Consider the following 21,104-nt stretch of genomic DNA (forward strand, 5'->3'; position numbering starts at 1 on the left):
GGCAGTCTACCTAACGGAAACGTTATGAAGCAATGCCAGTTTTTGATTGGATTGTTATGTTCGGCGGAGACAGAATGCCTGGCATGACGACGCCGGGCCCGCACCGGTCGCCCATAATCAAAACACGGAGACACCCGCAAATGACCCAAGGACTCCCCATCGACCTGAAGCGCCGCAACCTGCTCATCGGCGCTGCCGCCGGCGTTGCTGCCGGTGCTGCCGGCGTGCTGCTGCCGGGCTCGCGCGCGCTGGCCTCCGCGTATCCCGAGCGTCCCATCACCTTTATCTGCCCGTGGCCGGTCGGCGGCACGGCGGACCAGTCGATGCGCGCGCTGTGCCAGGTGGCCAGCGGCATTCTCAAGCAGTCGATCGTGGTGGAAAACCGCGCCGGCGCTTCCGGCATGATCGGCACCAAGGCGCTGGCGCGCGCCACGCCGGACGGCTACACCATCGGCCAGATCCCGATCTCGGTCACGCGCTTTGCCCAGCTCGGCATGCTGCCGCTGGACCCGCGCACCGAGCTGACCTACCTCGCGCGCACGTCGGGCCAGACCTTCGGCATCGCCGTGCCGACCAGCTCGCGCTACAAGACGCTGCAGGACGTGGTCGCGGCGGCCAAGGCGGACCCCGGCAAGATCACCTATGCGCACGCCGGCATCGGCGGCGCGACCCATGTCGGCATGGAGCAGTTTGCGCTGGCCGCGGGCGTGCAGTTCAACGCGATCGCCTACAAGGGCGGTGCCGCCGCGCTGCAGGACGTGCTGGCGGGGCAGGTGGAACTGCTGGCCGATTCCAGCTCGTGGGCGCCGCATGTGGAAGCCGGCAAGCTGCGCCTGCTGGCGACCTGGGGCGAGCAGCGCGCCTCGCGCTTCAAGGACACGCCCACGCTGAAGGAGCTCGGCTACAACGTGGTGGTGGAAGCGCCCAACGGCATCGGCGCGCCCAAGGGCCTGCCGCCCGCGGTGGAAAAGACGCTGCGCGAGGCGTTCCGTGCAGCGGTGGCGAGCAATGAATTCAAGCAGGTCGCGGCACGGCTCGATGCGCCGCTGATGTACCTGGACGGCCCCGACTACAAGAAGTACGTGGCCAGCGTCTATGCGCAGGAAACCGACCTGATCAAGCGCCTGAAGCTCAAGGAACTGCTGCAGCAAAGCTGAACGCAGTCGCATCGGGCGCAGTCGCACCATCTGTCGCAACACCTGTCGCCCCACCAGTCGTCCAACCAAGCGAATCACAAGTGAAGCCCAATCCCGTCATCCGCCTGCACGCCAACGACAACGTGCTGGTCGCCCGGCATGAACTGCCGCTGGGCCAGCAGCTTGCCGACCCCGCGGTGCGCGTGCGCGCGCAGGTGCCGGCCGGCCACAAGATCGCGGCGTGCGCCATTGCGGCGGGTACGCCGGTGCGCAAGTTCGATACCGTGATCGGCGTGGCCGCGCGCGATATCGTGCCCGGCGAGCACGTGCATTCGCACAACCTGACGCTGGTCGATTTCTATCGCGACCCGGCGTTCTGCCAGGACGTGCGTCCGGTCGACTACGTGCCCGAGGCGCAGCGCGCCACGTTCAACGGCTTCGTGCGTGCGGATGGCCGCGTCGGCACGCGCAATTTCATCGGCATCCTGTCTTCGGTCAATTGCTCGTCGACGGTGATCCGGCAGATTGCCGCGCATTTCCCCGCGGAACGGCTGGCGGCTTATCCCAATGTCGATGGCGTGGTGGCATTTGCGCAGACCAGCGGCTGCGGCATGTCGTCGCCGAGCGAGCATTTCGACGTGCTGCGGCGCACGCTGGCTGGCTATGCGCGCCATCCCAACCTGGCTGGCGTGCTGATCGTCGGGCTGGGCTGCGAGCGCAACCAGGTCGCATCGCTGGTCGAATCGCAAGGCCTCGAGCCCGGACCCGCGGTGCATACGCTGGTGATGCAGGACACCGGCGGCACGCGCGCCACCATCGCGGCGGGCATCCGCGCGGTCGAGGCGATGCTCCCCGCGGCCAATGCCGCGGTGCGCCAGCGAGTGCCGGCCAGCCATCTCAAGATCGGCCTGGAGTGCGGCGGCTCGGACGGCTTCTCGGGGATCAGCGCCAACCCGGCGCTGGGCGCGGCCATGGACCTGCTGGTGCGGCATGGCGGCACTGCCATCCTGTCGGAGACGCCGGAGATCCACGGCGTCGAATTCATGCTGACGCGCCGCGCCATCTCGCCGGAAGTCGGGCAGAAGCTGCTCGACCGGCTGGCCTGGTGGGAGCGCTACACCGCCGGCCAGAACGCGCAATTCAACGGCGTGGTCGGCCACGGCAACCAGCAGGGCGGCCTGGCCAATATCTTCGAGAAATCGCTGGGCTCGGCGATGAAGGGCGGCACCACGCCGCTGCAGGCGGTGTACGAGTATGCCGAGCCGATCGACCGGGCCGGCTTTGTCTTCATGGACTCGCCCGGCTATGACCCGGTCGCCGTGACCGGCCAGATTGCCAGTGGCGCCAACCTGATCTGCTTCACTACCGGCCGCGGCTCGATGTTCGGCTCCAAGCCCGCCCCGACGATCAAGCTCGCATCCAACTCCGCCATGTACCAGCGGCTCGAAGAGGATATGGACATCAACTGCGGACTCGTGCTCGACGGCGAACTGACCGTGCCCGAGATGGGCGAACGCATCTTCCGGCATATCTTGCGCGCCGCTTCCGGCGAGCCGACCAAGAGCGAGATGCTGGGCCTGGGCGACAACGAGTTCGTACCCTGGCACCTTGGCATCGTCAGCTGATTGCCGGCTGTTTCCCCATTTTTTTCTCGACTTCCGATGGCCCTGAACCTTGCCGAGCCCGCGCTGCTGCGCACCCAGAACCTGATTGACGACCAATGGCGCGATGCCGGCCTCGGCGCTCGCCTGTCCGTATCCGATCCCGCCAACGGGGAGGCCTTTGCCAGCGTGCCTGACAGCGATGCCGGCGATGCGCGCCTGGCGGTGGACGCAGCCGCCGCCGCATTCCCGGCATGGAGCCGGCGCACCGCGCGGGAGCGTGCGCAGCTGATCAAGCGCTGGCACGCACTGATCCTGCAACACCAGGAAGACCTGGCGCGCATCATCTCCACCGAACAAGGCAAGCCCCTCAAGGAAGCACGCGGCGAGGTGCAGTACGGCGCTTCCTACGTCGAATGGTTCGCCGAGGAAGCGACCCGCATCTGCGGCGACATCGTCGCGGAAGCAGTGCCCGGCCGCAAACTGCTGGTCCTCAAGGAGCCGGTAGGCGTGGTCGCCGCGATCACGCCGTGGAATTTCCCGCTGGCGATGATTGCGCGCAAGATCGCCCCCGCGCTGGCCGCCGGCTGCACCGTGGTGGCCAAGCCCGCCGAAGACACGCCGCTGACGGCGCTGGCGCTGGCATGGCTGGCACAGCAGGCCGGCATTCCGGCGGGCGTGCTCAACATGGTCACCGCATCGCGCGAACATACGCCTGGCGTGGTCGATGCCTGGCTGCTCGACAGCCGCGTGCGCAAGATCACCTTCACCGGCTCCACGCCGGTGGGCAAGCACCTGGCGCGCGAATCCGCCGCCACGCTGAAGAAGCTGTCGCTGGAACTGGGCGGCAATGCACCGTTCATCGTGTTCGAAGACGCCGACCTGGATGCCGCGGTCGACGGCCTGATGGCGTCCAAGTTCCGCAACGGCGGTCAGACCTGCGTCTGCCCGAACCGTGTCTATGTCCATGAGGCGGTCCACGACGACTTTGTCGAGCGGCTGGCGCAACGCGTCGGCGCGCTTCATGTCGGCCCCGCGACGGAAGAGGCCGCGCAGATCGGCCCGATGATCAATGCGCGCGCCGTCGACAAGATCGCCCGCCACGTCGAAGACGCCGTCGCCCGTGGCGCGCGCGTGGTCACCGGCGGCAAGCGCGTACGCACGGAAGATGGTCCGCACTACTACGCCCCGACTGTGCTGGTCGATGCCACGCCGGCGATGGAGCTGTCGTGCGAAGAGACCTTCGGCCCGGTTGCGCCGATCTTCCGTTTCCGCGACGAAGCGGAGGTCATCCGCGACGCCAACGACACGCCGTTCGGGCTGGCCGCGTACTTCTATTCCAACGATACCCGCCGCATCTGGCGCGTGGCGCAGGCACTGGAAACCGGCATGGTCGGCATCAACGAAGGCGCGATCGCCGCCGAGGCGGCGCCGTTCGGCGGCGTCAAGGAATCCGGCTACGGCCGCGAAGGCTCGCGCCACGGCCTGGACGACTACATGCACACCAAGTACCTTTGCCAGGGCCAGCTCGGCTGAAGCGCCGGGCTATCGCTCAATCGCCAGGCAATCGCCAGATCGAACAGGAACAATCCACATGCCCGCAGACAATCCCTTCAAGACCGCGCTGGCCGCGCGCCAGCCGCAAATCGGCCTGTGGCTGTCGATGGCCGCGCCGTACCTGGCCGAAGTCTCGGCCACCGCCGGCTTCGACTGGTTGCTGATCGACGGCGAGCACGCGCCCAACGACCTGCAGACCACCTTGCACGCGTTGCAAGCGGTCGGCGCCTACCCGTCGCAGCCGGTCGTGCGCGCCGTGTCCGGCGACGTGGCCCTGATCAAGCAACTGCTCGATATCGGCGCCAGGACGCTGCTGGTGCCGATGGTCGACACCGCCGAGCAGGCGCGCGCGCTGGTCGGCGCCACGCGCTACCCGCCGCAAGGCATCCGCGGCGTGGGCAGCGCGGTGGCACGGGCCTCGCGCTGGAGTTCGCGCACCGATTACCTCGACGTGGCCGATGACGAGGTCTGCCTGCTGGTGCAGGCCGAGACCGTCACCGCGCTGCATAACCTGGAAGCCATCTGTGCGGTGGACGGCGTCGACGGCGTCTTTATCGGCCCCGCCGACCTGGCCGCATCGATGGGCCATCGCGGCCGCCCCGGCCATCCCGAAGTGCAGGCAGCGATCGAGGGCGCAATGCGCACCATCATCGCCAGCGGCAAGGCCGCCGGCACGCTGACCTCCGATCCCGCGCTGGCGCGCCGCTACCTCGAACTCGGCTGCACCTTCGTGGCCACCGGCGTCGACGTGCTGGTCTATGCCAACGCCGCGCGCAAGCTGGCGGCATCGTTCCGCGAGCAAAATACGGCCGAGGCTGGCACTGCCGCCGACAAGCCTTCCGCCGCGTACTGACCCGCTCCAGGACAAACCATGCAAGCCGTTCCCCAGAACCAGGAATCCACACTGCGCGCGATGGAAGCCATCGTCGGCGCCAACGCCTGCCGCACCGGCGAAGCCGACACCCAGGCCTACGTCACCGACTACCGCGGCATCTACCGCGGCCAGGCGCAGATGGTGGTGCTGCCGTCGTCGACCGAACAGGTCAGCCAGGTGCTGCAGTGGTGCCATGCCAACCGCGTGCCGGTGGTGCCGCAGGGCGGCAACACCTCGCTGATGGGCGGCGCCGTGCCCGACGACAGTGGTACCGCGGTGGTCGTCAACCTGAGCCGCATGAACCGCGTGCTGGAGGTCGACACCATCAATGACACCATGACCGTGCAGGCCGGCGTCACGCTGAGCGCCGCGCGCGGCGCCGCTGAAGCGGAAGGGCGCCTGTTCCCGCTGCGCATCGGCTCCGAAGGCTCGTGCCAGATCGGCGGCAACCTGTCGACCAATGCCGGCGGCACCGCGGTACTGCGCTACGGCAATATGCGCGACCTCGTGCTCGGCATCGAAGCGGTGCTGCCCGACGGGCGCATCTTCTCGTCGCTGCGCGGCCTGCGCAAGGACAACACCGGCTACGACCTCAAGCAGCTGTTTATCGGCGCCGAAGGCACGCTCGGCATCATCACCGGCGCGGTGCTCAAGCTGATGGCGCAGCCGCGCAGCACCGCCGTGGCCCTGGTCGCGGTCAAGGACCCGGCCGCCGCGGTGGCGCTGCTCGGCGAAGCCAAGCGCCTCTCCGGCCAGGCCGTCAGCGCCTTCGAACTGATCTCGCGGCCCGCGCTGGAACTGGTGCTGGAATACCTCGGCAACGTCGCCGCGCCGCTGCAGGACCGCCATGACTGGATGGTGCTGGTCGAACTGACCTCCGGCACCGACGCCGAAAGCCTCAACGCCACGCTGATGGAAATCCTGGAGTCCGGCTTCGGCGAGGGACTGGTGCTGGATGCCGCCGTCGCCTCCAGCCTGTCCGACGTCCAGACCTTCTGGCGCATCCGCGAAGAGATCTCCGACGCGCAGACGCGCACCGGGGGCAGCATCAAGTGCGATGTCTCGGTGCCGCTGTCGCGCATCGCGGCATTTGTCGAGGAGGCTTCGGCCAGGGTGCTGGAACTGGTGCCCGACGCGCGCATGGTGATCTACGGGCACATGGGCGACGGCAACGTCCACTTCAACCCGCTGCGGCCCCGGGATCAGGCTGCAAAGGATTTCCTGGCGCAGTGGTACGAGCCGGTGTCGACACTGGTGGATGGCCTGGCTTATGCCGGCAACGGCTCGGTGTCGGCCGAGCATGGGATCGGCGTGGCCAAGCGGGACGACCTGGTGCGGTACAAGTCGCAGGTCGAGCTGGAACTGATGTGGCAGGTGAAGCGGGCGCTGGATCCGATGAACCTGCTGAATCCGGGGAAGGTGCTGCCGGCGCCCTGAACCATCACTATTGGCAGATTCTGGCGATCACCGGCCGCAACGGCCGGGGAGGGCGCACAACCGCCGTGGCAAGAATCTGCCGTCTCGGCTAAGGTGAGGGGTATCCAGAACGCCGGAACAGGCGCATGCCGGTCTCCGGCACACGCCCGGCCCCCGCCGAGACCAATATGAGCGCCCCCGCCAACGATACCGCCCCCGCCCTCACTCCGCTCAAGAAGCCCGAACTCGACTACCCCTGTGGCGACGCGCCCGAACCAGGCCGCGCCAGCGAGATCGTCCCCGGCGTGTTCTGGCTGCGCATGCCGATGCCGCTTGGCCTGAACCATATCAACCTGTGGGCCATCCGCGACGGTGCAGGCTGGGCCGCGGTCGACTCCGGCTTGCAGACGCCGGAAACGGCGCAGGCCTGGCGCACGCTGTTCGGCAAGGACGGCGCGCTTTCCGACGGCCTGACACGGCTCTTCGTCACCCACATGCATCCCGACCATATCGGCATGGCCGGCTGGCTCCGGCGCAAGTTTGGCTGCCAGCTGTGGATGACCCGGATGGAATACCTGATGTGCCGCGTGCTGGCCGCCGATACCGGACGCGCCGCGCCAGACGACGCCATCGAGTTCTACCGCCGCGCCGGCTGGGACGACGACGCCATCGAGGTCTACCGGACCCGCTTCGGCGGCTTCGGCAAATTCGTCCACGCCTTGCCGGAAAGCTTCAGGCGGCTGGAAGACGGCGCCACCCTTCGCATTGGCGACCATGACTGGAAGGTCGTCGTCGGCACCGGCCATTCGCCGGAGCATGCCTGCCTCTATTGCCCCTCACTGAAGCTGCTTGTCTCCGGCGACCAGGTCTTGCCCAAGATCTCGTCCAATGTGTCGGTGTTTCCGACCGAACCCGACGCCGATCCCATGGAAGACTGGCTGTCGTCGCTGGACAAGGTCAAGGCGGCCGTGCCGGACGACGTGCTGGTGCTGCCGGCCCACAACGAGCCGTTCCGCGGGCTGCACGCCCGGATCGACTATCTGCGGGCAAGCCAGATGCAGGCGCTGGACCGGCTGCGAGGGGCACTGGCGGAGCCGAAGCGGGCAGTGGATGTGTTCGGCGAGCTGTTCTCACGGCCGATCACGGGGGCGGGCGGCCTGCTGGGGATGGCGACGGGGGAGAGCATCGCGCATCTGAACTACCTGCTGCATCGTGGGGAAGCGGTGCGGGAGCTGGCGGCGGATGGATGCTATTGGTATCGGTTGGGGTAGCTGGCGACGGGGCGGGAGGCTTGTTGTGCCCCGATGGTGTTGCTGACTTACAACGACCATCGGCCCTCGCTGAGCACGCGATTGTCTACTGGATGGCGGCAAATGTTTGCCGCCTTTTTTTTCGCGGATCGAGTCGATCGGATGCGGAAGCGGGCGCGTGAACTACAGCCGTATCCGGGGTTGACTTTAGATCGTACGATATATATCTTACGATCTATCTAGCGATACATCGGAGGGCTTATGCGCCACCATCATCACCATCAAAGCCACCCCCACGCCTCTCACGGCAAGGTTCGAGATGCATTCATGCGACTCGCTCCGCACTTCATGCGTCACGCCATGGGCCGAGGTGGCGCCGGCTTCTGGGGCAACCGTGACGACGACGGCTTCGGCGGCGACGGCCCCGGCGGCTTCGACAACGACGGCTGGCGCCGTGGCCGCAAGTTCAGCGCCGACGATCTGCAACTGCTGCTGCTGAGCCTGCTCGACGAAAAACCCAGCCACGGCTACGAGCTGATCAAGGCGCTGGAGACGCGCACCAACGGCTTCTACAAGCCGAGTCCGGGCGTGGTCTATCCCGCGCTGACCTATCTGGAAGAAGTCGGCTACGCCACGGTCGACACCGAAGGCAACAAGAAGCGCTACCAGTTGTCTGAAACCGGCAAGGCACATCTCGCCGCCAACCGCGAGCGCGTCGATGTGATGGTGGCCAAGCTGCGTCACGTCGCCCGCAAGATGGAATGGATGCGCCGGGCCATGAGCGGCGAGCCGCAGCCGGAACCGGAGCAGGGCGGCTGGGTGCCTGAACTGATGCAGGCGCGTGCCGCCATCAAACGCGCGATGGTGATGCGCAGCGAAGCCGGCGCCGACGAGCAGCGCCGGATTGCCGCAATCCTGATGCGCGCGGCGGCCGAAATCGAAGCCGGGCCCAAGGCCTGATACGCCGGTGGCGCTGACGCTGGCATCCGTCATCGGCATCCGGGCCCGGCCAGTGTCGGGTCCGCAACCAAGGAATTCCTCTATGACTGCAAACGCTCCTGAATCCAATCGCGATCTGTCCGTGCAGCGCGTGCGCCATCCCCTCAAGATGCGCCTGCTGCAAGTGGTGCGCACCACGCAGGTCACGCCGCAATTGCTGCGCGTCACGCTGGGCGGCGACGGGCTGGAAGACTTTGTCTCGGCCTCGTTCGACGACCACGTCAAGGTGTTTTTCCCCGTGGACGGTGCCGACAAGCCGGTGTTGCCGCACGTGGGCCCCGACGGCATCAGCTTCCCCGAAGGCCAGCCGCGTCCGGCCGCGCGCGACTACACGCCGCGCCGCTACGACGCTGCCGCGCAGGAACTGGATATCGAATTCGTGCTGCATGGCGATGGCCCTGCGTCGACCTGGGCGGCGCAGGCGCGGCCGGGCCAGTACCTGGGCGTGGGTGGGCCGCGCGGCTCGTTCGTGGTGCCGACGGGCTTCGACTGGCATCTGCTGATCGGCGACGATACGGCGCTGCCCGCGGTGGGCCGCCGGCTGGAAGAGCTGGGCGCGGAGTCGCGCGCCATCGTCGTCATGGAAGTGGGCGATGCGGCCGCGCAGATCGCGCTGCCGAGCCGGGCCGATGTCGAGGTGCACTGGCTGCATCGCGGCGATGCGCCGGAGGGCAGCTTGCTGGAAGCGGCGCTGCGCCAGGTCACGTTGCCGCAGGGCGAAGGCTATGTCTGGGCGGCGGGGGAAGCGGCCGCGATGAAGGCGGTGCGCCAGTACCTGGTCGGCGAGCGTGGCATCGACAAGAAGCGCATCCGCGCATCGGCCTACTGGAAGCGCGGCGACGCGGCGGTGCACGAGACGCTGGACGACTGAGCCACGGCGGCGGCACGGTGTACGCGGGCGCGGTGTTGCCATAAGATGGCAGGCAACGCCACCGCCGGGAGGACTGCCGTGCTGCCCGCATCCAAGCCGTTGCGCATCATCGCCGCCGCCGCGGCATCCGTTGCCATCCTGGCCGCCTGTGCGCCGGATGCCGTGCGCAGCCGCCAGGCCACCGACTTCAATGCCTATCTCGATTCGCTGCGGACTGCGTGCCCGAACATGATGGTCGGGACGAACAATATCAGCGAGTGGCTGCGCACCAGCGGCAGCCGCAGCGATGACGACTACGTCTACTGGCTGGACCAGACCTCGCGCCTGTACTACCAGCGCATCTCTGCGCAGCAGTACCGCGATTCGGTCAGCGCGGCGCTGGGCGGGCGCTCCGATTCTCCTGCGCTGGACTGCATCGTGCGCCATCTGCCCGCGAACCGGCCGACAGGTTTGCCGGGAGGCAGGCTCTAGGCATCTGCACATGCCGGTTGTGCAACGGCCGCATCCCCGCTAACATGATTTCCCGGCAGCTGAGACAGCAGCTGCCGACGTCGCTCGGACGGTTCCGGGCGCTTACGTAAAGGACTCCACATGACTGCCGCTTCCTCCGGCAAGCGCCGCTTCGCGCGCATCGATCGTCTCCCCCCGTACGTTTTCAATATCACCGCCGAGCTCAAGATGGCCGCCCGCCGCCGTGGCGAGGACATCATCGACATGAGCATGGGCAACCCGGATGGCGCCACGCCGGCGCATATCGTGGCCAAGCTCACCGAGGCGGCGCAGCGGCCCGACACGCACGGCTATTCCACGTCCAAGGGCATCCCGCGGCTGCGGCGCGCGATCTCGCACTGGTACCGCGAGCGCTATGACGTCGAGATCGACCCGGATACCGAGGCTATCGTCACCATCGGCTCGAAGGAAGGCCTGGCGCACCTGATGCTGGCCACGCTGGATCGCGGCGACACGGTGCTGGTGCCCGATCCCAGCTATCCGATCCATATCTACGGTGCGGTGATTGCAGGGGCCGATATCCGTTCGGTGCCGCTGGTGCCGGGCATCGATTTCTTTGCCGAGCTGGAGCGTGCGATCCGGGGTAGCTATCCCAAGCCGAAGATGATCGTGCTGGGCTTCCCGTCCAATCCGACCGCACAATGCGTCGAACTCGATTTCTTCGAGCGTGTGATCGCGCTGGCGCGCAAGCACGATATCTTCGTCGTGCACGACCTGGCGTATGCGGACATTGTCTTCGACGGCTATCAGGCGCCTTCGATCATGCAGGTACCGGGCGCCAAGGACATCGCGGTGGAGTTTTTTACGCTGTCCAAGAGCTACAACATGGCGGGCTGGCGCATCGGCTTCATGGTCGGCAACCCGGACCTGGTGGCGGCGCTGACGCGCATCAAGAGCTATCACGACTATGGCACGTTCACGCCGCTGCAGATTGCTGCGATCGCGGCGCTGGAAGGCGACCAGCAATGCGTGCGCGAGATTGCCGCGCAATACCAGTCGCGCCGCGACGTGCTGGCGAAGGGGCTGATCGAGGCAGGCTGGCCGGTCGAGATCCCGAAGGCGTCGATGTATATCTGGGCGCGCATTCCCGAGCCATACCGCGCGCTGGGCTCGCTGGAGTTCGCCAAGCAGTTGCTGGCAAAGGCCAGGGTATCCGTGTCGCCGGGTATCGGTTTTGGCGACTACGGCGACGAGTACGTGCGCTTTGCGCTGATCGAAAACGAATCGCGCATCCGGCAGGCAGTGCGAGGCATCAAGGCGATGTTCCGCGCGGATGGGCTGGTCAAGGCCTGATGCAGCGGTGACCTGCGCCACGATTGTGGCGCAGGTCCTGGCTTCTTGCGTTCAGGCCGGAAGGATCAGCGGCAACGGTTGCTCGCCAGGCGCCCACCATGGCTGGAACAGTGCCTGAACATCTTCCGGCGCCACAGCCTCATAGCTGGTGATGCGCCAGCGCGGCGCGTTGTCCTTGTCGACGATCAGCGCGCGCACGCCTTCGATGAAATCCCCTCGCGAGAAGGTGTTGACCACCACCGCCAGCTCCATGCGGAAGCAGTCGGCGAGGTCCATGCGCCGGCCGCGCAGCAGCAGTTCGCGCGTGGCACACGCCGACAGCGGCGAGCGCGTGCGCAGCACGTCGATGGCGCGCGTGGCCCACTCGGTGTAGCGCGGGTCGTCCTGGCATGCCAGGCCGGCCAGGATTTCCGGCAGGGTGGCGTGTGCAGGGAAATGGCGCAGGAGTGCGGGCAGCACCTCTAGCAGCGGTGCGTCGGCGGCTCTTGTCGCGGGTTCGCGCATCAGTGCCTGGCGCAGGTCGGCGAGCACGTCACTACCCCAGGCGATGCCGGCAAGTGTTTGCTCCAGCCCGGCCAGCGTGCCGCTGTCGACAGCGGCATCGGCCAGGCCGCACAGCAGCGCGTCGGCGGCGCCGATGGTGACGCCGGTCAGGCCGAGATACAGCGCCAGCTGCACCGGCAGCTTCGACAGGAAATGGCTGGCACCGACATCCGGCACCAGCCCGATGCCGGTCTCGGGCATGGCCACGCGCGAGCGCTCGGTGACGATGCGCAGGTGCGCGGCCTGCGCCAGGCCCATGCCGCCGCCCATGACGACGCCATCCATCAGCGCCACCAGCGGCTTGGGATAGCGGTGCAGGCGATAGTCCAGCGTGTATTCGTCGATAAAGAAGCGGCGGTGCAGCGGCGTGCTGTCGCGGTAGCTGTCGTACAAGGCGCGGATATCGCCGCCGGCGCAGAACGCCTTGGGACCGGCACCGCGCAGCACAACGGCGCGGATGGCGTCGTCCTGCGCCCACGCCTCGAGCTGCGCGCCCAGCGCGACGATCATCGGGTATGACAGCGCATTGAGTTGGCGCGGCCGGTTCAGCGTGGCAATGCCGACGCCGTTGATGACATCGAACAGGGCCTCGGGCTCGGCGGCATCCTGCGTGCCGGCATTGCGCGGCGAGATAGCCGATTCGGTCAGGCGCATGGCGGGACTCCTAGGCATTGCGCCATTGCGGCGAGCGTTTCTCGAGGAAGGCATTGACGCCTTCGCGCTGGTCGGCGCCGTCGAACAGGTCGACGAAGCGCTCGCGCTCCAGCGCCAGCGCTGCCTGGCGCGGCACGCCCTGGCGTGCCAGGTGCACCAGCTGCTTGCTGCAGGCGGCGGCGCGCGGGCTGACCTTGCCGGCGCGTTGCGCCATTTCCCGCGCGGTGGACAGCGCCTGTCCGCGCGGCACCACTTGCTCGACCAGGCCGATACGCAGCGCGGTGGCCGCGTCGACGCGCTCGTTGGTCAGGATCATGCGCTTGGCCCAACCTTCGCCGACCAGCCACGGGAGCGTCTGCGTGCCGCAGCCGCACGGCAGCAGGCCCACGGCGGCTTCAGGCAGCGCCATCTGCGCATGTTCTTCGGCGATGCGGATATCGCAGGCGAGTGTGCATTCCAGGCCGCCACCCATGGCGTAGCCATTGATGGCGGCGATGACCACCGGTCGCGCATTCTGCAGGGCTTCGAAGGCGCTGCCGAATTGCTGCGCCATCGCGCGCGCATGGGCACGGTCGCCGTCGGCGAAGCCGTTCAGGTCGGCGCCCGCGCTGAAGAATTTCTCTCCGGCGCCGGTCACGACAACGGCGCGGATCTCGGGGTTGGCATCGATTTTCGCCACCAGGTCGCGCAGCTGCTGCAGGCCATCGGCGGTAAAGGCGTTGGCGGGCGGGCGGCTCAGCGTCAGCGTGGCGACGTGGCCATCCAATGCAAATTCGATCATGGCTGGCGCTCCTTGTCGGTGGCGGACAGGTACTGGCGGATCACGCCGGAGAAATCGAGCTGGCCTTCGCCGGCGTGGCTCATGGCCTGGTAGACCTGCTGCGCCAGCGCGCCAAGGAAGAGCGGCTGCTTCACGCTGCGCGCGGCATCGGCGGCCAGGCCCAGGTCCTTGAGCATCAGGTCTGCGCCGAAGCCGCCGCTGTAGCCGCGGCCGGCCGGGGCGGTTTCGATCACGCCGGGCCACGGGTTGCAGGTATCGGAGGCCCAGCAGCGGCCGGTCGAGGTATTGACGATGCCGGCCAGCACATTGGCGTCGATGCCCAGCTTCACGCCCAGCGCCATCGCCTCCGACACGCCGATCATCGAGATGCCGAGAATCAGGTTGTTGCAGATCTTGGCGACCTGGCCGGTGCCGGTGCCGCCGCAATGGACCAGGTTGCGGCCCATGCCGGCCAGCACCGGGCGCACCTGCTCGAACAGCGCGTCGTTGGCGCCGACCATAAAGGTCAGCGTGCCGGCCTGCGCGCCGACGGTGCCGCCGGAAACGGGGGCGTCGGCCAGCGCATTGCCCTGGGCCTGCGCGGCGGCGGCGAGTTCGCGCACGGTGGCCGGATCGATGGTGCTGGAATCGACCAGCGGCACGCCGGGGCGCACGCCGGCGAGCACGCCGTCCTCGCCAAGGTAGGCGCTGCGCACGTGCGCGGCGGCGGGCAGCATGGTGATGACGAAATCGGCCTCGGCCACGGCCTTGCGCGCGGTATCGGCGCTGGCGGCGCCTTCGGTGCACAGCGCGGCGACGGTGGCGGCATTGAGGTCGAACACGGTCAGGGTATGGCCGGCCTTGAGCAGGTTGCGCGCCATGGGCGCGCCCATGTTGCCCAGGCCGATGAAGGCGATATGCATGGGGTGTCTCCTTCGTAATAAGTCCCAAATCCCACTTGTTTTCTCCCCCTCTCCCGCTCGCGGGAGAGGGGCGGGGGAGAGGGTGAGGGTGTCAATGGCTACTGCGTCAGATCAGATTTGCATGCGGTTGGGTGCCGGTGGTTTCGTGGAGCGGCTGCGGTCCTGCCAGCGCCGGCCCTCACCCCCGGCCCCTCTCCCGCATGCGGGAGAGGGGAGCAAACCGTCGGCCGTCGTGCCACGCCTCACTTCAGGCTGATCGTCGTATTCACCCCGTCATTCACCGTCGCGTCGTCAAACCACCGCGCCGTCACCGTCTTGGTCTGCGTATAGAACTGCACCACCTGCTTGCCGTACGGGCCCAGATCGCCCAGCTTGGAGCCGCGCGAGCCGGTGAAGCTGAAGTAAGGCGCCGGCACGGGGATGGGGATGTTGATGCCGACCTGGCCGACGTCGATCTCGCTCTGGAACTTGCGCGCGGCGGCGCCGCTCTGCGTGAACACGCCGGTGCCGTTGCCGAACGGGTTGCGGTTGACCAGCGCGATGGCGTCATCCAGCGTCTCGACGCCGATCACCACCAGCACCGGCCCGAAGATTTCTTCGGTGTAGATCGTCATGTCGGTGCCGACCTCGGTGAAGATGGTCGGCCCGATGAAGTTGCCTTGCGGATAGCCCGGCACCTGCACGTTGCGGCCGTCGAGCACCAGCTTCGCGCCTTCGCGCTCGCCGGCGGCGATCAGGCCGAGGATGCGTTCCTTTGCCGCCGTCGACACCACAGGGCCGACATCGGTGCCAGGCTCCACGCCGGCGCCCACTTTCAAAGTTTTGGCGCGCTCGACCAGATCGGGCACCCAGTCGCGCGCCGCGCCGACCAGCACCACCACGGAGGTGGCCATGCAACGCTGGCCGGCCGCACCGAAGCCCGCACCCGCCAGCGCGTTCAGGGTCTGCTCCTTGTGCGCGTCGGGGAGCACCACGGCGTGGTTCTTGGCGCCCATCATCGACTGCACGCGCTTGCCATGCGCGCCGGCGAGGTTGTAGACGTGCGTGCCGACCGCGGTCGAGCCCACGAACGACACCGCCTTGATGTCCGGATGCGTGCACAACGCATCGACCACGTCCTTGGCGCCGTGCACCACGTTCAGCACGCCCGGCGGCACGCCGGCTTCCAGCGCCAGCCTGACCAGTTCCATGGTCGACAGCGGATCCTGCTCCGACGGCTTGAGCACGAAGGTGTTGCCGCACACGATCGCCATCGGGAACATCCACAGCGGAATCATCGCGGGGAAGTTGAACGGCGTGATGCCGGCGCAGACGCCGATCGGCTGCTGCAGGGTGTAGGTGTCGACGGTGGAGGCAACGTTCTCGGCGAAGCCGCCTTGCTGCAGCGTGCCGATCGAGCAGGCGTGCTCGACCACTTCCAGGCCGCGGAAGATATCGCCCTCGGCGTCGGCCAGCGTCTTGCCCTGTTCGGCGGTCAGGATGGCGGCGATGCGCTTGCTGTGCTCGCGGATCAGCGCCTGGTAGCGCAGCATGATGCGCAGCCGCGCGCCGATGGGCGTGTGGCGCCACGTGGCAAAGGCGCGGTGCGCGGCGCCGACGGCGGCGGCGACTTCGCTGGCCGTGGCCAGCGGCACGCGCGCCAGCACATCCTGCGTGGCGGGGTTGACCACCTGGCGGAACTCGGTGGCGGACGATTCCACCCATTCGCCGTTGATCAGCAGCGGTACGGTCGGCACGGCGTTGTCGGTCTTGGGCACTGCGCTCATGGTTGTCTCCGGACGGTGTGGTTGTATGGGAAGCAAAGGGAGGGCTTACAGGCTGCGCGCGATCAGCATGCGCTGGATCTCGCTGGTGCCTTCGTAGATCTGGGTGATGCGGGCGTCGCGATAGTGGCGCTCGACCGGATAGTCTTCCAGGTAGCCATAGCCGCCGTGGATCTGCAGCGCCTTGGAGCAGACGCGCTCGGCCAGCTCGGACGCGTACAGCTTGGCCTGCGAGGCTTCGGACAGGCACGGCACGCCCTCGCTGCGCATGCGCGCGGCGCGGTGCACCAGCAGGCGCGCGGCGTTCAGCTCGGTGGCCATGTCGGCCAGCATGTTGGCGATGGGTGGATGCTCGCGCAGCGGGCGGCCGAACTGCACGCGCTCCGACGCATAGCGGCATGCGGCTTCAAACGCCGAACGCGCAATGCCGATCGCCTGTGCCGCGATGCCGATGCGGCCGCCTTCGAGGTTGGACAGCGCGATGCGCAGCCCCTCGCCAGGCTCGCCCAGCAACGCGTCGTGCGGCACGGTGCAGTCTTCCAGCGTGATGGCGCAGGTGTCCGAGGCGCGGATGCCGAGCTTTTTCTCCGGTGCATGGACCACGAACCCGGGCGTGTCGGTCGGCACCAGGAAGGCCGAGATGCCTTTCTTGCCGCGCTCGGGCTCGGTCGCGGCAAAGACCACCGCGACGCCGGCGCGCTGGCCGTTGGTGACGAACTGCTTGTTGCCGTTGAGCACCCAGCCGTTGTCGGTAAAGCGGGCGCGCGTGCGCAGGTTGTGGGCTTCGGAGCCGGCCTGCGGTTCGGTCAGGCAGAAGGCGCCGATCAGCTCGCCGCTGGCCAGCCGCGCCAGGTAGCGTTCCTTCTGCGCATCGGTGCCGTAGTGCAGGATCGGGCCGCAGCCGACCGAGTTGTGCACGCTCATCAGCGTGGCGCAGGCCGCGCAGCCAGCGGCGATCTCTTCGATGGCGAGCGCGTACGCGACATAGTCGGTGTAGGTGCCGCCCCAGTCCTCCGGCACGATCATGCCGAGCAGGCCCAGCGCGCCCATCTCTGCGACCACATCCTCGGGCAGGCGGCCGTCGCGGTCCCACTGGGCGGCGCCGGCGGCCAGGCGCTCGCTGGCAAAGGCGCGCGCGCTGTCGCGGATCATCTGTTGCTGTTCGGTGTAGTCGCTGTGCATGGCAGGTTGGCGTGGTGGTGTTCCGCGGGGGCTTCTGTAAAGCGCATTGGCGCGGCGCGGCATCTCAGGCAGAATGCGCGCTTGGCGTCTTGGCCTGCGGGCAGTGTAGGAATGCCGGGGGCGGACTCCTATGCCAAAATCCGCCAATCTTCCTGAACTCGTTTGCCACCCGCCGGACCATGGAAAAAGGCAGTGTCGCGCTTTGTTTTGTCCACCATGCCATCGCCGGGCTGCAGGCGCGCGGGATCGACCCCGCGCCGGTGCTGCGCAGCGCCGGCATCGCGCCGGAACTGCTGGCGGTGCCGCTGGCACGGGTTTCGGCGGCCAGCTACAGCGAGCTGTGGCTGGCGGTCGCCGCCGCGCTGGACGACGAGTTCTTCGGCCAGGATTCGCGCAGCATGAAGTGCGGCAGCTTTGCCATGCTGTGCCACGCCGTGGTCGGCAGCCGTACGCTGGGGCAGGGGCTGGAGCGCATTACCCGGTATTTCCGTTTGCTGCTGGACGATATCGGCGTGCGCCTGGACCGGCATGGGGACGAGGCCGCGCTGGTGCTGACCGCGCCCAACGCGGCGCTGGGGCGGCACCCCGGCGTCTTCGCCAAGGAAACCATGCTGATCATGCTGCATGGCTTGATGAGCTGGCTGTTGCGCCGTCGCGTGCCGGTACGGCTCGCGGCGTTCGACTACGCGGAGCCGCCTTACAGCGCCGAATACCGCGTGATGTACTCGCGCCAGCTCGCCTTCGACCAGCCGGCCACGGCGCTGGTGTTCGACGCCGCGCTGCTTGACCAGCCGGTGCGCCAGGACGAGCGCAGCCTGAAGGCTTTCCTGCGCGATGCCCCGCACAACGTGGTGGTGAAGTATTCCGACCGCACCAGCGTCGGCGCGCGCGTGCGCCGGCTGCTGCGCAACCAGCGGCCCGAGCTGTGGCCGACCTTCGAGGCGCTGGCGGTCAGCCTGAACCTGTCGGCCTCATCGCTGCGGCGCCGCCTGATGGACGAGGGCGTGAGCTACCAGGACCTGAAGGACGGGCTGCGGCGCGACCTTGCCATCGAGGCGCTCAGCCACTCCGGCCGCCCGGTGGCGGATATCGCGGCGGAACTGGGGTTTGCCGAGCCGGGCGCTTTCCACCGGGCGTTCCGGCGCTGGACCGGCTCGCGGCCCGGCGCTTACCGGCGCGTGGTGGAAGAGGATTGACGCGACTCAGGCATCCAGCACGTGCGCGGTCTGCGCTGCCGCCTGCGTCGCCGGGGCTGGTCCGCTGTGCGCCGCGATGCGGTTGCGCCCGCCCACCTTGGCGCGATACAGCGCCGCATCGGCACGCGCGCTCAGCTGCGCCAGCGTCAGGCCTGGATGCCAGCCGGCGGTGCCGCCGCTGACGGTATAGCGCACGGTGTGGCTGCCGCTGTCCGACGCTACCGTGACCGCATGGCGCTGCACGCTGGCGCGGATACGCTCCGCCACCGCGCTGGCGCCGGCCTCGCCGGTGGCGGGCAGCAGCACCATGAACTCTTCGCCGCCGAGGCGGCCCAGCAGGTCGCCGGGCCGCAGTTGCGCCGCGGCCAGTTGCGCGAACGCCTGCAGCACGGCATCGCCAGCCGCGTGCCCGTAGGTATCGTTGACCGACTTGAAATGGTCGATGTCGAGGATCAGCAGCGCTGGCGCCGGCTTGCCGCCGGCAGCGCGCGCCAGTTCGCGGCGGGCGCCTTCCTCGAATGCCTTGCGCGACAGCACGCCGGTCAGCGTGTCGGTATTGGCGACTGCTTCGAGCCGGCGCACGATGGCGTCATGGATCATCAGCACCGCGCCCATGGTCATGGCGGGCATCACCAGCGCGCCCAGGGTCAGGAACACCGTGTTGAGCAACATGGATTCCTGCAGGTAGGGATTGCCCAGCCACTGCAGCGCGGACAGCGTGCCGCGCACCGCATGGCCGGTGGCGAAGACCAGCGCAAAGCAGGCGGTCGTGATGAAGAATCGTGCCGATTGTCCGCGTGGGCGGCGGCGCAGCAAGGTCAGCCCGGTCAGCGCGCACAGCACCGCGTGGAAGACCGAGACAATGACGACGCGCGTGGTGAAGACGTCGACGGCATAGCGCCAGACGATCACGCCGGCAGCCGTCACTGCGGTCGCGGCTATCAGGCGCCGCCACGGCGGCACGCCGCCGCAGAAGCGGATGCAGCCCGCGTAGAACAGCGCCAGCGACCACGCCAGCGCGGCGTTGGCAACGCCGACCGACAACGGGTCCGGGATCATGCCGCGCAACGAGAACAGCACTAGCGCCGCGGTCGCGGTCAGGTTGGCATCGCACCATTCGCCCACGCCGGGCAGCCCGCAGCGGCGCAGCGACCACACGATGGCCAGCATCATGGCGCTGAGCGCGGTCGTGATGGTGAGGAGGGCAATCGGGACGGACATCGGACAGGGGCTGGCTGCGGCGTGACGGGAATGCGCCGGGCCGGCGCGACCCGTAATGATACGGGGCGAGCAGGGCCAGCGGGCGCCGCAAGGGGGGCGCCGTCGGCCGTCCGAGGGTTGTGGGGTTGCAGCCGCCTGCGTCGGGTTGCCGTGGCGCCTGGCTAGTCGGTTCGTCGTGGCGGTTCGTGCGGCTCGTCGGCGCGCAGCACCGGGTCATTGCGCAACAACCATCGCACCGCGATCAGCAGAGCTGCCAGGCAGCCGAGGATATAGGCGCCGAGGGAGACGACGTGGTTCATGATGTGACCCCATCTTGTTCCGGCTCTGTGGCCGGTCGAGCAGCCATTATGGGATCAGGCCCGGCACCGGGCATCCCCTGATTGGGGGTCGGTGCCGGCCGGCTGTGCGTGCGCTGGCGCGCCCAGGCGCTAGAGCTGCCCGGCGTGGTGCCGGATATGGTCGGCGATAAAGGTCGTGATGAAGTAGTAGCCGTGGTCGTAGCCGCTGTGCCGGCGCAGCGTCAGCGGCTGGCCCACCGCCTGGCAGGCGGCCTCGAATGCGTCCGGGTGCAGCTGGGTCTGCAGGAACTGGTCGTCCAGGCCCTGGTCGACCAGGATGCCGGCCGGGAACGGCGCGCCTTGCTGCCGCACCATCAGCTCGGTGGCATCATACTGCGCCCATGCCCCGCGGTCGCCGCCGAGATAGCCGGTGAAGGCCTTCTCGCCCCAAGGGCAGCGCGTCGGCGCGGCGATCGGCGCGAACGCTGACACCGAGCGGAAGCGTTCGGGGTGGCGCTGCGCCAGCACCAGCGCGCCGTGGCCGCCCATCGAATGCCCGAAGATCCCCACGCGCGAGGCTTCGCCCGGCAGCGCGGTGGTGACCAGGTCGAACAGTTCCTCGGCGACATAGCTTTCCATGCGCCAGTGCCTGCTCCAGGGCGCCTCGGTGGCGTCGACGTAAAAACCTGCTCCCACGCCGAAATCCCAGGCATCGGCCTCGCCCGGCACGCCCGCGCCGCGCGGGCTGGTGTCGGGAGTGACCAGCATCAGGCCGTGCTCGGCGGCAAAGCGCTGCGCCCCGGCCTTGATCATGAAAGTCTCTTCAGTGCAGGTCAGGCCGGCCAGGTAGAACAGCACCGGCACCTTCGCGCCGCCTTGCGCCTGCGGCGGCAGGAACACCGAGAAGCGCATCGGCAGCCCGATTGCCGCCGACTCGTGCCGGTAGAAGCGCTGCACGCCGCCATAACAGCCGTGTTGCGAGATCAGTTCCATCATGGCACGCGCCTCAGTACAACACTACGGATCGGATCGACTCCCCGCGCTTCATCAGGTCGAAGCCCTCGTTGATGCGCTCCA

19 protein-coding genes and 1 pseudogene are annotated in these 21,104 nt (G+C 68.1%); 11 read left to right on the forward strand and 9 right to left on the reverse strand.

Going from position 1 to position 21,104, the window contains the following annotated elements; all coding sequences use genetic code 11:
• Window positions 1-140 precede the first annotated feature (140 nt).
• The 10 genes from J8I34_RS22340 to alaC all read left to right on the forward strand — a co-directional run bounded on the left by J8I34_RS22340 (window position 141) and on the right by alaC (window position 11,507).
• Entirely contained in the window at window positions 141-1,157 is a 1,017-nt protein-coding gene (locus J8I34_RS22340) for a tripartite tricarboxylate transporter substrate binding protein (RefSeq protein WP_209775989.1), read from the forward strand.
• 80 nt (window positions 1,158-1,237) lie between these two features.
• On the forward strand, window positions 1,238-2,761 hold the full coding sequence (locus J8I34_RS22345) for a UxaA family hydrolase (protein ID WP_209807045.1): 1,524 nt from the start codon (window positions 1,238-1,240) through the stop codon (window positions 2,759-2,761).
• A gap of 36 nt (window positions 2,762-2,797) precedes the next feature.
• Window positions 2,798-4,273, forward strand: a complete 1,476-nt coding sequence (locus J8I34_RS22350) for an NAD-dependent succinate-semialdehyde dehydrogenase (protein WP_209775991.1) — start codon at window positions 2,798-2,800, stop codon at window positions 4,271-4,273.
• Between the two features lie 58 nt (window positions 4,274-4,331).
• Window positions 4,332-5,147 (forward strand): 4-hydroxy-2-oxoheptanedioate aldolase, encoded by an 816-nt coding sequence (gene hpaI, locus J8I34_RS22355; RefSeq protein WP_209807046.1) that lies wholly within the window; start codon window positions 4,332-4,334, stop codon window positions 5,145-5,147.
• Window positions 5,148-5,207: 60 nt separating this feature from the next.
• The gene (locus J8I34_RS22360; RefSeq protein WP_209807059.1) at window positions 5,208-6,605 is read left to right on the forward strand and encodes an FAD-binding oxidoreductase; all 1,398 of its coding nucleotides are present in this window, start codon (window positions 5,208-5,210) and stop codon (window positions 6,603-6,605) included.
• 167 nt (window positions 6,606-6,772) lie between these two features.
• Window positions 6,773-7,855, forward strand: a complete 1,083-nt coding sequence (locus J8I34_RS22365) for an MBL fold metallo-hydrolase (RefSeq protein WP_209807047.1) — start codon at window positions 6,773-6,775, stop codon at window positions 7,853-7,855.
• A 240-nt stretch (window positions 7,856-8,095) separates the two neighbouring features.
• Window positions 8,096-8,794 (forward strand): PadR family transcriptional regulator, encoded by a 699-nt coding sequence (locus J8I34_RS22370; RefSeq protein ID WP_209807048.1) that lies wholly within the window; start codon window positions 8,096-8,098, stop codon window positions 8,792-8,794.
• Between the two features lie 82 nt (window positions 8,795-8,876).
• A complete protein-coding gene (locus J8I34_RS22375) occupies window positions 8,877-9,704 on the forward strand; it encodes a siderophore-interacting protein (RefSeq protein WP_209807049.1) in 828 nt (275 codons plus the stop codon).
• 78 nt (window positions 9,705-9,782) lie between these two features.
• On the forward strand, window positions 9,783-10,175 hold the full coding sequence (locus J8I34_RS22380) for a hypothetical protein (protein ID WP_029049555.1): 393 nt from the start codon (window positions 9,783-9,785) through the stop codon (window positions 10,173-10,175).
• Between the two features lie 120 nt (window positions 10,176-10,295).
• The gene (gene alaC / locus J8I34_RS22385; RefSeq protein ID WP_209807050.1) at window positions 10,296-11,507 is read left to right on the forward strand and encodes an alanine transaminase; all 1,212 of its coding nucleotides are present in this window, start codon (window positions 10,296-10,298) and stop codon (window positions 11,505-11,507) included.
• Window positions 11,508-11,558: 51 nt separating this feature from the next.
• On the opposite strand, the gene J8I34_RS22390 is transcribed toward alaC, so the two are convergent.
• From J8I34_RS22390 to J8I34_RS22410, 5 genes are all read right to left on the reverse strand, one after another.
• Entirely contained in the window at window positions 11,559-12,704 is a 1,146-nt protein-coding gene (locus tag J8I34_RS22390; protein WP_209807051.1) for an enoyl-CoA hydratase/isomerase family protein, read from the reverse strand.
• A gap of 10 nt (window positions 12,705-12,714) precedes the next feature.
• The gene (locus tag J8I34_RS22395; protein ID WP_209807052.1) at window positions 12,715-13,485 is read right to left on the reverse strand and encodes an enoyl-CoA hydratase; all 771 of its coding nucleotides are present in this window, start codon (window positions 13,483-13,485) and stop codon (window positions 12,715-12,717) included.
• Complete coding sequence (mmsB, locus tag J8I34_RS22400) at window positions 13,482-14,387, reverse strand: 3-hydroxyisobutyrate dehydrogenase (protein ID WP_209807053.1); 906 nt, start codon at window positions 14,385-14,387, stop codon at window positions 13,482-13,484. The genes J8I34_RS22395 and mmsB overlap by 4 nt, the downstream gene beginning before the upstream one ends.
• Before the next feature lie 242 nt (window positions 14,388-14,629).
• Entirely contained in the window at window positions 14,630-16,153 is a 1,524-nt protein-coding gene (locus J8I34_RS22405; RefSeq protein WP_209807054.1) for a CoA-acylating methylmalonate-semialdehyde dehydrogenase, read from the reverse strand.
• A gap of 45 nt (window positions 16,154-16,198) precedes the next feature.
• Window positions 16,199-17,332 (reverse strand): acyl-CoA dehydrogenase family protein, encoded by a 1,134-nt coding sequence (locus J8I34_RS22410; RefSeq protein WP_209807055.1) that lies wholly within the window; start codon window positions 17,330-17,332, stop codon window positions 16,199-16,201.
• Between the two features lie 179 nt (window positions 17,333-17,511).
• On the opposite strand from J8I34_RS22410, the gene J8I34_RS22415 reads away from it, so the two are divergent.
• Complete coding sequence (locus J8I34_RS22415) at window positions 17,512-18,528, forward strand: AraC family transcriptional regulator (protein ID WP_209776000.1); 1,017 nt, start codon at window positions 17,512-17,514, stop codon at window positions 18,526-18,528.
• 6 nt (window positions 18,529-18,534) lie between these two features.
• Here J8I34_RS22415 and J8I34_RS22420 read toward each other — a convergent pair whose 3' ends face one another.
• From J8I34_RS22420 to J8I34_RS22435, 4 genes and pseudogenes are all read right to left on the reverse strand, one after another.
• A complete protein-coding gene (locus J8I34_RS22420; protein ID WP_209807056.1) occupies window positions 18,535-19,749 on the reverse strand; it encodes a GGDEF domain-containing protein in 1,215 nt (404 codons plus the stop codon).
• 161 nt (window positions 19,750-19,910) lie between these two features.
• On the reverse strand, window positions 19,911-20,048 hold the full coding sequence (locus tag J8I34_RS22425; protein WP_156914474.1) for a hypothetical protein: 138 nt from the start codon (window positions 20,046-20,048) through the stop codon (window positions 19,911-19,913).
• Between the two features lie 129 nt (window positions 20,049-20,177).
• Window positions 20,178-21,020, reverse strand: coding sequence for an S-formylglutathione hydrolase (fghA, locus tag J8I34_RS22430; protein ID WP_029049546.1), 843 nt, complete (start codon window positions 21,018-21,020; stop codon window positions 20,178-20,180).
• A 13-nt stretch (window positions 21,021-21,033) separates the two neighbouring features.
• Window positions 21,034-21,104 (reverse strand): annotated as a pseudogene (locus tag J8I34_RS22435) (zinc-binding dehydrogenase); the annotation flags it as partial.

This window comes from Cupriavidus phytohabitans (assembly GCF_017815025.1).
GTDB lineage: Bacteria > Pseudomonadota > Gammaproteobacteria > Burkholderiales > Burkholderiaceae > Cupriavidus.

Bases quoted from the DNA above. Each gene is read 5' to 3' on its own strand.
- J8I34_RS22360 (WP_209807059.1), top strand. From the start codon at position 5,208: ATGGAAGCCATCGTCGGCGCCAACGCCTGCCGCACCGGCGAAGCCGAC.
- J8I34_RS22420 (WP_209807056.1), bottom strand. From the start codon at position 19,749: ATGTCCGTCCCGATTGCCCTCCTCACCATCACGACCGCGCTCAGCGCC.
- J8I34_RS22375 (WP_209807049.1), top strand. From the start codon at position 8,877: ATGACTGCAAACGCTCCTGAATCCAATCGCGATCTGTCCGTGCAGCGC.
- J8I34_RS22340 (WP_209775989.1), top strand. From the start codon at position 141: ATGACCCAAGGACTCCCCATCGACCTGAAGCGCCGCAACCTGCTCATC.
- J8I34_RS22405 (WP_209807054.1), bottom strand. From the start codon at position 16,153: ATGAGCGCAGTGCCCAAGACCGACAACGCCGTGCCGACCGTACCGCTG.
- mmsB (WP_209807053.1), bottom strand. From the start codon at position 14,387: ATGCATATCGCCTTCATCGGCCTGGGCAACATGGGCGCGCCCATGGCG.
- J8I34_RS22425 (WP_156914474.1), bottom strand. From the start codon at position 20,048: ATGAACCACGTCGTCTCCCTCGGCGCCTATATCCTCGGCTGCCTGGCA.
- J8I34_RS22390 (WP_209807051.1), bottom strand. From the start codon at position 12,704: ATGCGCCTGACCGAATCGGCTATCTCGCCGCGCAATGCCGGCACGCAG.
- J8I34_RS22415 (WP_209776000.1), top strand. From the start codon at position 17,512: ATGGAAAAAGGCAGTGTCGCGCTTTGTTTTGTCCACCATGCCATCGCC.
- J8I34_RS22350 (WP_209775991.1), top strand. From the start codon at position 2,798: ATGGCCCTGAACCTTGCCGAGCCCGCGCTGCTGCGCACCCAGAACCTG.
- alaC (WP_209807050.1), top strand. From the start codon at position 10,296: ATGACTGCCGCTTCCTCCGGCAAGCGCCGCTTCGCGCGCATCGATCGT.
- J8I34_RS22395 (WP_209807052.1), bottom strand. From the start codon at position 13,485: ATGATCGAATTTGCATTGGATGGCCACGTCGCCACGCTGACGCTGAGC.
- fghA (WP_029049546.1), bottom strand. From the start codon at position 21,020: ATGGAACTGATCTCGCAACACGGCTGTTATGGCGGCGTGCAGCGCTTC.
- J8I34_RS22365 (WP_209807047.1), top strand. From the start codon at position 6,773: ATGAGCGCCCCCGCCAACGATACCGCCCCCGCCCTCACTCCGCTCAAG.
- J8I34_RS22410 (WP_209807055.1), bottom strand. From the start codon at position 17,332: ATGCACAGCGACTACACCGAACAGCAACAGATGATCCGCGACAGCGCG.
- hpaI (WP_209807046.1), top strand. From the start codon at position 4,332: ATGCCCGCAGACAATCCCTTCAAGACCGCGCTGGCCGCGCGCCAGCCG.
- J8I34_RS22370 (WP_209807048.1), top strand. From the start codon at position 8,096: ATGCGCCACCATCATCACCATCAAAGCCACCCCCACGCCTCTCACGGC.